At 52.8% G+C, this 12,296-nt stretch carries 12 protein-coding genes and 1 pseudogene; 12 read left to right on the forward strand and 1 reads right to left on the reverse strand.

All coding sequences use genetic code 11. The features are described 5' to 3' along the window. Window positions 1-35: 35 nt before the first annotated feature. Both IE074_RS05535 and IE074_RS05540 read left to right on the forward strand, forming a co-directional pair. Entirely contained in the window at window positions 36-212 is a 177-nt protein-coding gene (locus IE074_RS05535) for a hypothetical protein (protein ID WP_189384440.1), read from the forward strand. After that, window positions 212-1,774 (forward strand): TerC family protein, encoded by a 1,563-nt coding sequence (locus tag IE074_RS05540; RefSeq protein WP_189384486.1) that lies wholly within the window; start codon window positions 212-214, stop codon window positions 1,772-1,774. The genes IE074_RS05535 and IE074_RS05540 overlap by 1 nt, the downstream gene beginning before the upstream one ends. Window positions 1,775-1,847: 73 nt before the next feature. Here IE074_RS05540 and IE074_RS05545 read toward each other — a convergent pair whose 3' ends face one another. Next, window positions 1,848-2,435 carry an SAM-dependent methyltransferase gene (locus tag IE074_RS05545; protein ID WP_189384441.1) on the reverse strand — a complete coding sequence of 196 codons (588 nt, stop codon included), beginning with the start codon at window positions 2,433-2,435 and terminating at the stop codon, window positions 1,848-1,850. A 199-nt stretch (window positions 2,436-2,634) separates the two neighbouring features. On the opposite strand from IE074_RS05545, the gene IE074_RS05550 reads away from it, so the two are divergent. The 10 genes and pseudogenes from IE074_RS05550 to infA all read left to right on the forward strand — a co-directional run bounded on the left by IE074_RS05550 (window position 2,635) and on the right by infA (window position 12,212). Continuing rightward, window positions 2,635-3,651, forward strand: coding sequence for a LacI family DNA-binding transcriptional regulator (locus IE074_RS05550; protein ID WP_189384487.1), 1,017 nt, complete (start codon window positions 2,635-2,637; stop codon window positions 3,649-3,651). A gap of 37 nt (window positions 3,652-3,688) precedes the next feature. Further along, entirely contained in the window at window positions 3,689-4,699 is a 1,011-nt protein-coding gene (locus IE074_RS05555) for an ABC transporter substrate-binding protein (RefSeq protein WP_189384442.1), read from the forward strand. Window positions 4,700-4,741: 42 nt separating this feature from the next. Beyond that, entirely contained in the window at window positions 4,742-5,314 is a 573-nt protein-coding gene (locus IE074_RS05560; RefSeq protein ID WP_373297772.1) for an ABC transporter permease subunit, read from the forward strand. Continuing rightward, a pseudogene (locus IE074_RS05565) lies at window positions 5,223-5,828 on the forward strand (ABC transporter permease); the annotation flags it as partial. The gene IE074_RS05560 and the pseudogene IE074_RS05565, both read left to right, overlap by 92 nt. A 50-nt stretch (window positions 5,829-5,878) precedes the next feature. Further along, window positions 5,879-6,934, forward strand: a complete 1,056-nt coding sequence (locus IE074_RS05570; protein WP_189384444.1) for an ABC transporter ATP-binding protein — start codon at window positions 5,879-5,881, stop codon at window positions 6,932-6,934. Between the two features lie 14 nt (window positions 6,935-6,948). Continuing rightward, entirely contained in the window at window positions 6,949-7,773 is an 825-nt protein-coding gene (locus IE074_RS05575; RefSeq protein WP_189384445.1) for a phosphodiesterase, read from the forward strand. A 110-nt stretch (window positions 7,774-7,883) separates the two neighbouring features. Beyond that, entirely contained in the window at window positions 7,884-8,453 is a 570-nt protein-coding gene (locus IE074_RS05580) for a phosphonate degradation HD-domain oxygenase (protein ID WP_189384446.1), read from the forward strand. 168 nt (window positions 8,454-8,621) lie between these two features. Further along, complete coding sequence (locus tag IE074_RS05585) at window positions 8,622-9,497, forward strand: pirin family protein (RefSeq protein WP_189384447.1); 876 nt, start codon at window positions 8,622-8,624, stop codon at window positions 9,495-9,497. 147 nt (window positions 9,498-9,644) lie between these two features. Further along, window positions 9,645-11,624, forward strand: coding sequence for an ATP-dependent zinc metalloprotease FtsH (gene ftsH, locus IE074_RS05590; protein WP_189384448.1), 1,980 nt, complete (start codon window positions 9,645-9,647; stop codon window positions 11,622-11,624). A 306-nt stretch (window positions 11,625-11,930) separates the two neighbouring features. Continuing rightward, window positions 11,931-12,212 (forward strand): translation initiation factor IF-1, encoded by a 282-nt coding sequence (gene infA / locus IE074_RS05595; RefSeq protein ID WP_189384449.1) that lies wholly within the window; start codon window positions 11,931-11,933, stop codon window positions 12,210-12,212. The last annotated feature ends 84 nt before the right edge of the window (window positions 12,213-12,296 follow it).

Genomic DNA, 12,296 nt, shown 5'->3' on the forward strand with positions numbered 1-12,296 from the left:
CCTATTGTTTATCTTATTTCAATTGAAACCACTTTATGGCTTCTGACACGGAACCACCCAGTACGGTGCTGGCCCACGCCAGCCAAACTTCGATTGTCTTTTGCACTGCATACCCCGTTACGCCCTATAGCCCGCTTCGGATTCATCCATCCCGGGCCAATGTCACTGTACGCCTGTTTGCCTTGCCACGCCTTTACCCGAAAACACAATGATTGAACTACTCATGGACCCCGCCGCCTGGATAGGTCTTGCAACGCTTGTCGTTCTGGAAATCGTCCTTGGCATCGACAACCTCATTTTCATCGCCATATTGGTTGAAAAACTGCCGCCTCACCAGCGGGACAGGGCCCGTGTCATCGGCCTTGGACTGGCGTTACTCATGCGACTGGGCCTGCTTTCAGTCATTTCCTGGATCGTCACGCTAACCACCCCCCTGTTCAGTCTCTTCGGACATGGTTTTTCAGGCCGCAGCCTGATATTGCTGGTCGGGGGACTATTCCTGCTTTTCAAGGCCACCACGGAACTTCACGAACGGCTTGAAGGCGTCTCTCACAAAGGGTCTGCCTCGGGCGGTTATGCCAGCTTTGGCGTCGTTGTCACACAAATTGTGGTGCTGGATGCCGTTTTTTCCCTGGATGCGGTCATCACGGCTGTTGGCATGGTAGACCAGTTGCCGGTCATGATGGCGGCGGTCATCATCTCCATCGGTGTCATGCTGGTCGCTTCCAAGCCGCTGACACGCTTCGTGAACGCACACCCCACCGTTGTCGTGCTGTGCCTGAGCTTCCTGCTCATGATCGGCCTGAGCCTGTTCGCTGAAGGCCTGGGCTTTCATCTGCCCAAAGGTTATTTGTATGCAGCCATTGGTTTTTCTATCATGATTGAGGCCCTGAATCAAATTGCCCGACGCAATATTGTCCGGGAACAGGCCCGTTTCCCCATGCGTGAGCGCACTTCAAAGGCGGTTCTTCGCCTGCTGGGTGGACGCCAGTCACAAGAGGAACACATCGGAGAGCTGGCCAATACGCCCGAATCCATGCTACCCGCCACCTTTGCACCTGAAGAACGCAGTATGGTCAGTGGTGTGCTGACGCTGGCCGAACGCAACGTGCGCTCCATCATGACGCACCGCTCCGATATCTCATGGGTGAATCTGGATGAAGATCCTGAAAAAATCCGTAAAAAACTGCTTGAAGTGCCTCATGGTTATTTCCCGGTCTGCCGCGGCTCGATGGATAATGTTGTTGGGGTGGCCCGCGTGAAAGACCTGCTTGGTGACCTGATCCGAGATGGAAAAATAGATGAAAAAAACAGCCTGCGTACCCCGATTTACGTACCGGAGTCCATTACTGCGATCAACCTGATCGAAACCTTGCGTCGGGCCAGCGGACAAATCGTTCTGGTCAGTGACGAGTTCGGTGAGCTCCTGGGCGTGGTCTCTCCCATTGACATCCTTGAGGCGATTGCCGGTGAGTTTCCCGATGAAGACGAAACCATGGAAATACAGGCCACCGGACCAGGACAATGGACAGTGGCGGGCAGTGCAGACCTTCATCAACTGGAGATTGCACTTCAAACAGAAGGACTGGTTAGCGTTGAAGGCGACTACGCGTCCCTGGGCGGTTATATGATCAGCCGATTTGGTCGCCTGCCCGTGGAGGGCGAAACCCTGATCCATGAGCAGTTTGAGTTACGGGTGGCAAGCATCGAAGAACAACGCATTGGAACCGTTCATATACGCAGGCTCGAGCATACCGGCCCAATCGAAACCTGACTGGTTCATGATGGACCAGGGGATTTGGTACCCCAAAAACATATTGGGCCCAATAAAGCCGGCCATACAATGGCTATGCTTTTTTCCTGCCAATAAACTGAATCACCGAAGCCAGTCCGGTATGTAACTGGCCCTCCTGCACCTCCCGTTCCAACACTCGCAAAAGAACAGGTTCATAATTGGCAAAATCCTGTTCAATCTTGGCCTTGCTCATTAACATATCCAGGTCTTTGGGCCCCCCGGTCTTGCGGGGCAGCTGCTCTTCGGTATAGGCCTCCAGCAGGAAAATACCGCCCGGCTTCAGGCTTTTTTCCACCAATGGATAAAGCCGTCGCCTGATACTGCCAGGCAAGTGGGCAAAAATGGATACAACCGCAGCATAATGATTTTCCTGTGGTTCAAACTCGGCCAGATCAGCCACTTCCGTCTGAATTTTCACCCCTTTTTTACCGGCAAGTGCCTGCGCTTTGTCAAGCCCGACATCTGAGCTGTCCACACCAAGCACCTCAAGGCCCAACGAGGCCAGAAAAACGGCATTCCTGCCCTCTCCTTCTGCCAGCGACAAAACCGGCCCTTTCAACATGGCCGCGTGCTCCGCCAGAAAAGCATTCGGTTCCGTGCCATACATATACTCTTCACTGGCATAACGTTCATTCCACATGGATCTTTCCCTTAATAAGCTAAAAATCTGTATTGACGTAGAGTAACTGAATACAGCTTGGTTCATCGCCATTTTTTTATTTCGGTAATAACAGCAAGGCTGTCATACCAATGTAATAGGCTGCACATAGAATGAAATCGTTTTCTGAAAACGATTTCATTCAATCAACCTGTCAACCATGAAGCAACGTAGCGACCGTATTTCCATTCTGGACATTGCCACCCGTGCCGGCGTGTCACCCGCAACCGTTTCACGGGTTTTCAATTCACCCGAACAGGTCAGTGAAACCACCCGGGAACAAGTTCTGCATGTCGCCCGGGAACATGGCTACCGCCCAAATGCTTCAGCAAGAACCTTACGCACACAACGCAGCCGGGTTCTGGGAGTGGTGTTGCCAACCCTGAACAACCCCGTCTTCACGGAATGCCTGCAAGGCATTGCGCAAGCGACAGCCACACATGGCTACGCCATCATGCCGGCCACAACAGAATATAAAGTCAACCACGAAATGGAGGCCGTAGCACAGTTGCAGGCCTTTGGCGTGGATGGCGTGATTCTGGTAGTTTCAGATGCCCAATCCTCAAAGGCTCTTGAACGGCTGAAAACCAGCAAAACCCCCTATACGCTGATATACAACCGCCACCCCGATCATCCCTGTGTATCGGTTGAAGGTGAGTTGGCCGTCCATGAACTGGTCCAGAAAATGGTTCATCTTGGTCACACCCGTATTGCAATGGTGTGCGGACAATTAAAAACTTCTGATCGGGCACAACAACGTTATGCCGGTTTTGTGTCAGGCATGAGACAGGCAAGACTTGAGGCCGCCGAATTGATAGAGGTTCCCTTTGTGGAAACCGCTATTGAACAAATTTCAGTTTCCCTGAAAAAGGATAATCGTCCTACCGCCCTGATCTGCTCCAACGACCTGCTGGCCATACGCGCCATTCGTGCCGCACACCAGTGTGGCCTGCGTGTTCCCCAGGATATCAGCGTAACCGGTTTTGATGGTATACAGCTTGGCCAAGACCTGACGCCCGCCCTGTCCACCATCTCACAACCCAACTACGAAATGGGACGCCAAAGTGTCCTGTTGCTTGTAAAGGCCATTAATGAAAGCAGAGTTCCCGAATCGCGGGAAAGCCTCACGCTGGCCTGTCAGTTTCAATGGGGTGAATCCTGCGCGCAGGCCCCTGCTCCACACTGCGCCAATACGTAACATACCTGTTAACTTCCCACTCAACTTGGAGATTACGATGTCCAGTCTTTTAAAACGTTTCGCACAAGCCAGCGTACTTGCGCTTGGATTTACGGCTTCTGCGGCATCAGCACAAACCGCCATCTGTTACAACTGCCCGACAGAATGGGCCGATTGGGGTACCCAGCTCAAGGTCATCAAGGAAAAAACCGGCATTGCCATTCCGCCTGACAACAAAAACTCCGGGCAATCACTGGCACAACTGGTGGCAGAAAAATCCAATCCGGTTGCCGATATCACCTATCTGGGCATTTCATTTGCCGTACAGGCGCAAAAAGAAGGCGTGCTGGACACTTACAAGCCGCTCAACTGGGAAGACATCCCGTCAGACCTGAAAGACCCTGATGGCCACTGGTTTACCACCCATTCCGGCACCATGGGCTTCATGGTCAATGTGGATGCCTTGGATGGCAAACCCATTCCCCAGTCATGGCAAGATCTGCTCAAACCCGAATACAAGGGTCTGGTTGGCTATCTTGACCCCTCTTCCGCTTTTGTCGGTTATGTCGGTGCGGTCGCTGTCAACGAAGCACTGGGCGGTTCACTGGAAGATTTCTCGCCTGGCATCAATTACTTCAAATCCCTGCAAGCCAATGAACCCATTGTTCCCAAGCAGACATCCTATGCGCGCCTGCTTTCCGGTGAAATCGGCATTCTTCTGGATTATGACTTCAATGCCTACCGCGCAAAATACAAAGACCAGGCCAATGTGGAATTTGTGATTCCCGCAGAAGGCACGGTTGCCGTTCCCTACGTCATGGGCCTGGTTGCCAATGCACCGCATGCCGACAACGGACGCAAGGCCCTTGATTTTGTCATGTCCGACGAAGGCCAGGCCATCTGGGCCCGTGCTTTCCTTCGCCCGGTACGTGCGCAAGCGATGCCCAAAGATGTGGAAGCCAAGTTTCTGCCCGCCGCCGACTATTCCCGCGTCAAAGCCATTGACTATGGCCGCATGGCCGACGTGCAGCGCGATTTTTCCGACCGCTACATGAAAGAAGTGCGTTAATAACACAAACATGAATAACCATATATCGACATAAGGGATGAAATGAACCGGGAAACCACACTGCCAGGCCACGAGCCAGCTTCAAGGCACCACAATCCTTTACTGCTTGCCTGCCTTGCGCCCGCTACGGCATTCTTTACCGCATTCTGGTTATTGCCGGCAGTACTGCTGGTGGCATTGCCTGCAGAAAAAGGATGGCAGACTTATTTCCTGGTGTTAACCGATTCACGATATATGTGGAGCATGATCAATACCACGCTGTTGTCACTGGTCACCACGATAACCACCCTGCTGGTTGGTGGCGCAGTGGGCATTTATCTGGCACGCCGGCGCTTTGCCGGCCGCCAGGTACTGCTTTCCCTGTTAACGGCCCCCCTGGCCTTTCCCGGGGTCATTATTGGTTTCTTCATTATTTTACTGGGCGCATCGCGATGGGACATTACCCGAGACGTCTGGTTGCCACAGCTGGCACCCACCACGGTAGCCTGCGGCGCAATTGTCTTTGCCACCGCCATGGGTGCAATCCGTATTGCTGGCTTTGGCATGTGTTGCCTGTACGCTGGTGCTCGGCGTGCCCTGTGCTTATGCCCTGGCACGCAGCCAATCACGCTTTAGCCGTGCCTTTGAGGAAACCCTGATGCTGCCTGTAGCCATACCTGGTCTGGCAACTGCACTGGCACTCATTCTTGCCTATGGCAACGTCAATTTTCTGCGCCAAAGCTATGGTTTTATCCTGATAGGACATATCCTGTTTACCCTGCCCTTCATGGTTAGAACCGTCTGTTCGGCGTTCCAGCGACCCGACCTGCTGGCCATTGAAGAAGCTGCCCGTACGCTGGGGGCTTCATTCACCCAGCGCTTTCTGGGTGTACTGGTACCCGCCATCTTTCCATCCATTCTGGCCGGCATACTCATGGTCTTCACCCTCTCGATTGGCGAGTTTAACCTCACATGGATGTTGCACACACCCCTGACAAGAACCCTTCCAGTGGGCCTGGCAGACAGTTATGCGTCGATGAGAATTGAAGTGGGCTCGGCCTACACGCTTATTTTCATCCTGGTCATCCTGCCTATCCTCTGGGTGCTGCAAGGCGTTGCAAACTGGGTCCAAAATCGCTACGGCAACTGAAGCCATTGACTGTCCGCCACACTGAAAGCCGGCACCAACCGGAGAATTAAATGAATATTGAAAAAACCCGTATTGACATTATTGACTGCGCCAAAACCTACCCTGACGGCACACGGGGCCTAAAACCGGTCAACCTGACTATCAACCCGGGCGAAGTCATCGCCTTGCTGGGGCCATCAGGTTGTGGCAAGACAACATTACTGCGCCTGCTGGCCGGACTGGAAACCGCCAATAGTGGCAGTAAAATCCTGTTTGCCAACCGTGACGTTACCCAATTGCCGGTTGAAAAACGTGACATTGGCATGGTATTCCAAAGCTATGCCCTATTTCCCCAAATGTCAGTGGAAACCAATATCGCCTATGGCCTAAGAGTTCGGGGTGTGCCAGCAGATGTGCAGCGCCAGACTGTAGGGGAACTGATTGATCTGGTTCACCTGAATGGTCTGGAAAAAAAACGTCCCAGTGAATTGTCAGGTGGCCAGCGCCAGCGGGTGGCCCTGGCACGAGCTGTCGCAGTCAAGCCGCAAGTCCTGTTGCTGGACGAACCCCTGGCAGCCCTGGACGCCAAGCTAAAGGAATCGCTGCGTGATGAGCTGGCCGATTTGCTGCGCAGACTGGGCATTACCGCCGTACATGTTACCCACGACCAGCAGGAAGCCTTGGCTATTGCCGATCGCCTGGCCATTATGTGTGCCGGTGAAATCATCCAGGTTGGTGATGGGGAATCATTGTATCGCAAACAGGCACATCCTTTTGTGGCGCAATTCCTGGGCCGGGTCAACCGGATTGAACGTGATGAAAACGCCATCATTCACGGACTGATTTCATTTGGTGATGTGGCGCTTTCCTGCCCCGATCATTTAAAATCACAAACTGCCGTGTTGCTGCGCCCTGAAGATGTCAAACTTGTCCCTGCCATTGAAGGCCTGCCACAGGTCACCATAGAGCGACGGGCATTCCTGGGCGATCGGATACAGTTGCAATTGAAAACCCATAATCAACAGGTTTTAATGGCAGAACAGCCTGGCGATACCGTTTTCAGGGTTGGTGAAACCCTCAGTCTTCATATCGATACCATCCGTCTCATGCCTGCCAATAACCATTAAACAAACGTTAAACCATGACAATCATTGCCCAACTGACCGACCTTCATATTCGCGAACCCCAAAAGCTGGCTTACGGCCGTCTGGACACCGCCCCTTACCTGCGCACCTGTGTTGAGTCGGTACTGGCATTGCGCCAGCAGCCTGATGCGGTTGTACTGACCGGTGACCTGACCGATTTCGGCCGCCCGGCTGAATACGCCCATTTGCGTGCCCTGCTTGCGCCCCTGGACATGCCTGTCTATTTTCTGCCCGGCAACCACGACGACAGGCAGAACCTGCGTGCCGCTTTTCCCGAACATGACTACATGCAAAACGGCGAATTTATCCAGTACGCAGTGGATATTGGTGAACTGCGCCTGGTTGCGCTTGACACCGTTATCCCGCAGCAAAGCGGGGGAGAACTGTGCAAGGCACGACTGCAATGGTTACAAGAAACTTTGGAAGCCAGTGAAGGCCAACCGGTTGTCATTGCCATGCATCACCCGCCCTTCCGGACACTGATCGGACATATGGATAAAATTGGATTACAAACCGGGTCAAACGAGCTGGCAGCGATAGTATCGCAATACAACAACATCGAACGCATCATTTGCGGCCACCTGCATCGCGTTATTGATGTACGCTTTGGTGGAACAATAGCCTCTACGGCCCCTGCGCCCGCTCATCAGGTCACCCTGGATCTGGATGACAATGCCGAATCCACCTGGATACTAGAGCCCCCGGGATTCCGTTTACATGCCTGGGATGCACAAAACAGGGTCTTGGTATCACACTTGGCCGCATCCGGAAAGTTTGAAGGGCCCTATCTGTTTCATGAAGACGGAGTATTAATCGATTGATAACCTTTCATGCCATTTTTGTCAGGCCTGCCAATGAAGCTCAGGCTGTCATGCTATCGTAACCGACCAAGGCTAGGCTTCATCCTTTTAACCATAAACAGCTACCTGACATGAACCTTTCTCTTGATGATATTCAATCCCTGTTTGAAAAACACGGTGCCTCGCTTTACGGTGGCGAAGCCGTTACCCAACTGGAACATGCCTTGCAAACAGCGGCATTGGCTGAATCGGAAGGGGCACCCCATTCCCTGATTGCCGCTGCCCTTTTACATGACCTGGGCCATATCATTCAGGCACAGCAGGAAAGCACCGGGCCTGACCAGGAAACAGACCACCGTCACCAGGTGTTTGTCCTTCCATTTCTGCAGGAAAGCCTGCCTGCGGCCGTACTTGAACCCATCCGCATGCATGTCGATGCAAAACGCTGTCTGTGCGCTATTGATGAGACCTATTTTTCCACTCTGTCACCAGCATCAGTGCACAGTCTTGAATTGCAGGGCGGGATATTCAGTGAAGACCAGGTTGAAACATTCATGCAACAACCCTATGCCGTTGATGCCATACGGTTGCGCCGCTGGGATGATTTGGCCAAAGTGCCTGGACAACCCACGCCTGACCTTGCTCATTTTCTGACCATTGTAGCCAACATTCAGGAAATACACACCCTGGAAAAACAGTGATATTGCCCGCCCAGGCAGTCATTGTTCCCTTGGTGAAACAATGTGACCCATTTTGCCGGTTTTTCAGTACCGGTGTCTTGTGTATAGTGGAATAATACGATTAATCCCCCCATTTCCGGTATTGCAAGCAGCATGCTGCAGATGAAGCATACCGGCAAGGAGCAAAACATGAACACCAGCCACAGCACCGTTACCCACCCTCGTGGGGTAGAGCATATTATTGCCGGCCAGCCCACCTCTGATGGTGCGGGCGTTAAACTGACCCGGGTTCTAACCCAAAACCTGCAACGCCGCCTTGACCCATTCCTGATGCTGGACAACTTTGGCAGCGATAAGGCCGATGACTACATTGCCGGTTTCCCAGACCATCCTCACCGTGGTTTTGAAACCATTACCTATATGATTGCCGGGCGCATGAAACACCGTGACAGCGCCGGAAACGAAGGCTTGCTGGAGAATGGCGGCGTTCAATGGATGGTAGCGGGCAAAGGCGTCATCCACTCTGAAATCCCTCAACAGGAAGAAGGTCTCATGGAAGGCTTTCAACTTTGGCTAAACCTGCCTGCCCGGGACAAGATGATCCAACCCTGGTACAAAGATATTAAAGCCGGAGAACTGCCCAAATTCAGGTCGCCGGAAGGTGTTGACGTAACCGTGATTTCCGGCAGCAGCCATGGTGTCGCCGGTGCGGTCACCCGTGAAGTAACCGAGCCGCTTTATCTTGACCTGAATATGCCGGCCGGCAGCCGTTTCGTGCAACCCCTGCCCGCCACTCACAATGCCTTTGTCTATGTTTACCGTGGTGAAGTGTCGATTGAAGGAAAAGCTGTGCCGGTACAGCGCATGGCAATCCTTGAAAATCAGGCTCAGGCCGATGGGGTAGTGATTCAAGCCAGTGCCGATGCCCGGGTACTGCTAATTTCAGGCCAGCCACTGAATGAACCCATTGCCCAGTATGGGCCTTTTGTCATGAATACCCAGGAAGAGCTTTATCAGGCCCTGCAGGATTTTCGTGACGGCAATTTTGGCGAAACGGTACCCTAAGACATAGGGCGAACCAGCGACTTTGCCATAACCGGATGGCAGACAACACATCGGCCTGACCATGGAAAGAAGTTACATTTTCAATGCTATGATAGGCAAAGTCGCAAATCCTTCGCCCTATAACAATTCCAGAGCAATCAAAGCACGATGAAAAACGGCAACAATTCTTCTTCAGGCAATTCATTTAACAATACGCCGGGCCGCCCCGGCACGCCCAGGCTGCCACAGCGTAAGTTCTGGCTCATCATCCTGCTGGTCCTGGCCGTCAATTATCTGGCAACGCAATGGTTTTTACCTGGTGCCGATCAGGCGGTTCCTGTCCCCTACACCACGTTCAAAGAACAGGTTACCAAGGGCAATGTCCAGTCCATTCACAGCCAGGGCCAACTCATACAGGGGCAATTCAACAGTCCGGTCAGTCTGCCTTCTGACGAAAGCACTACCCGGCAAACCACGGCAGAGCCGCCACGTAATGTCACTGCATTTTCCACCGTAGTGCCAGACTTCGCCGATCCGGGGCTTGAGTCCTTTCTGGCCAACCATAATGTCACCATCAGCGCGTCGCCAATCCAGACCGGCAGCTCCCTGACAAACCTGCTGTTTGGCTTTGGCCCGGTACTGCTTATTATCTTCTTTTACGTATGGCTTTACCGGCGTGCCTCAAAACAGGCCGGCGGCGCACTGGGCGGTGGCATGTTTGGCCTGGGTAAAAGCAAGGCCCGCCGCTATGACCACGAGCAAGATAAAAAAATCACGTTTGAGGATGTGGCCGGTATTGATGAGGCCGAAAACGAACTGGTTGAAATTGTTGATTTCCTGAAAAACCCCAAGAAATACACGGCGTTGGGTGCCACTGCCCCAAGGGGTATATTACTGGTGGGCGCACCGGGTACCGGTAAAACACTGCTGGCCAAAGCCGTTGCCGGCGAGGCCCAGGTTCCCTTTTTCTCCATGAGCGGTTCTGAATTTGTTGAAATGATTGTCGGTGTGGGCGCGGCCCGTGTACGGGATTTATTCAAACAGGCCCGCGAACATGCGCCCTCCATCATTTTCATTGACGAAATCGACTCTATCGGCCGTGCCCGGGGCCAGGCCGTGCTGGGTGGCGCCAGCGAACAGGAACAAACGCTTAACCAGATCCTGACAGAAATGGACGGGTTTTCCGGCAAGGAAGAAGTCATTGTACTTGCCGCCACCAACCAGCCGGAAATTCTGGACAAGGCCCTGTTAAGAGCCGGCCGCTTTGATCGCCGGGTGGTGGTGAACCTGCCCGATAAAATCGGCCGGGAAGCCATTTTGCAAGTGCATACCCGTAACAAACCCCTGGCGCAAGATGCAGATTTAATGGAAGTGGCCGCCACCACGCCAGGACTGTCAGGCGCCGATATTAAAAACCTGTGCAATGAAGCCGCCCTGCTGGCGGCCAAACGCGGGCAACAAGAAGTCCATCTGAAAGACTTTATTGACTCTCTTGAAAAAATCATTCTGGGCCCCGAGCGACCCATTGTCCTGAGCCCGGCCGACCGTGAACGGATTGCCTATCATGAAAGCGGACACGCCATTCTTGGCCTGGTCGTGCCCGGTGCCGATCCTGTCAACCGCGTAAGTATCGTGCCACGTGGCCAGGCCCTGGGCGTTACCTACCAGCGACCACCGGCAGACCGCTATAACTACCCCGAAGCCTACCTGCGGGCACGTATTATTGGCATGCTGGGCGGACGGGCTGCCGAAGAAATTGTTTACGGCACTAAAACCACCGGTGCTGAAAATGACATTGAACAGGCGACCGACCTGGCTCACAACATGGTGACCCGCTGGGGCATGAGCGAAAAACTGGGCATGGTAAAACTGGCTGCCCGCCAGAACCAATACCTGGGAATGGGCCAGCGACAGCTTGATGCCGTCAGCGAACAAACCGCCGCTTTGGTAGATGAAGAAGTCCATAAAATCATCAATGACAGCCACGAGCAGGCCAAACAATTGCTACGCGATCATCGCCAACAACTGGATGCCCTGGTCACTGCACTATTAGAGCGCGAAACCCTGGATGAGCATGAAATCCTGGATGTGACCGGCCTGCCCCCTGCACCTGCCCTGAAAGACCTGCCTAACCAGGCCAAGCTGTAGTTAACAAACAACGTCAAGTATGATATAATAGTGCACTGTCGTCGTTATGATGGCGTAATATTCAACGGGTATCATTAACCTAACCGTTTATTCAAAAATATTAATTGTTTAATATTTAAAGAATTCACCCCTGAACCTGGTTAACGCCAGGCAGCTATACGCTATACCTCTTTTCCCATTGCGGAAAAACGCTACATCCCGATATCCGCCAGCGCCACAGCGCCTATCTACGCATACCGCTTTTTTTTAAGCTTACGGCCAAGGCCGCATATGCATGTTATTTTCAATCACACAGGAGATTAATCTATGGCCAAAGAAGCATTAATAGAAATGAATGGCTTGGTAACCGAAGTACTACCTGACTCCCGTTTTCGCGTCACCCTGGAAAACGGCCACCCGCTAATTGCATACACCGGTGGAAAAATGCGCAAACACCATATCCGCATTCTGGCTGGTGACAAAGTATCCCTTGAAATGTCACCTTACGACATGAATAAAGGCCGTATTACCTTTAGACACTTGCCTGGCCGCCCTGCAAACGGTGCCGCTGCAACCCGCAATAACAACAAACCACGCAACCGTCGCTAAAACCCGCTCAACATGCCAAACCCACATGTCTTTAAACCGGTTTTTAAACCAACAACAAACCTCCGTTAAAAAACGGAGTTTGTT

It is taken from the genome of Advenella faeciporci (assembly GCF_014652395.1).
Lineage (GTDB): Bacteria > Pseudomonadota > Gammaproteobacteria > Burkholderiales > Burkholderiaceae_B > Advenella > Advenella faeciporci.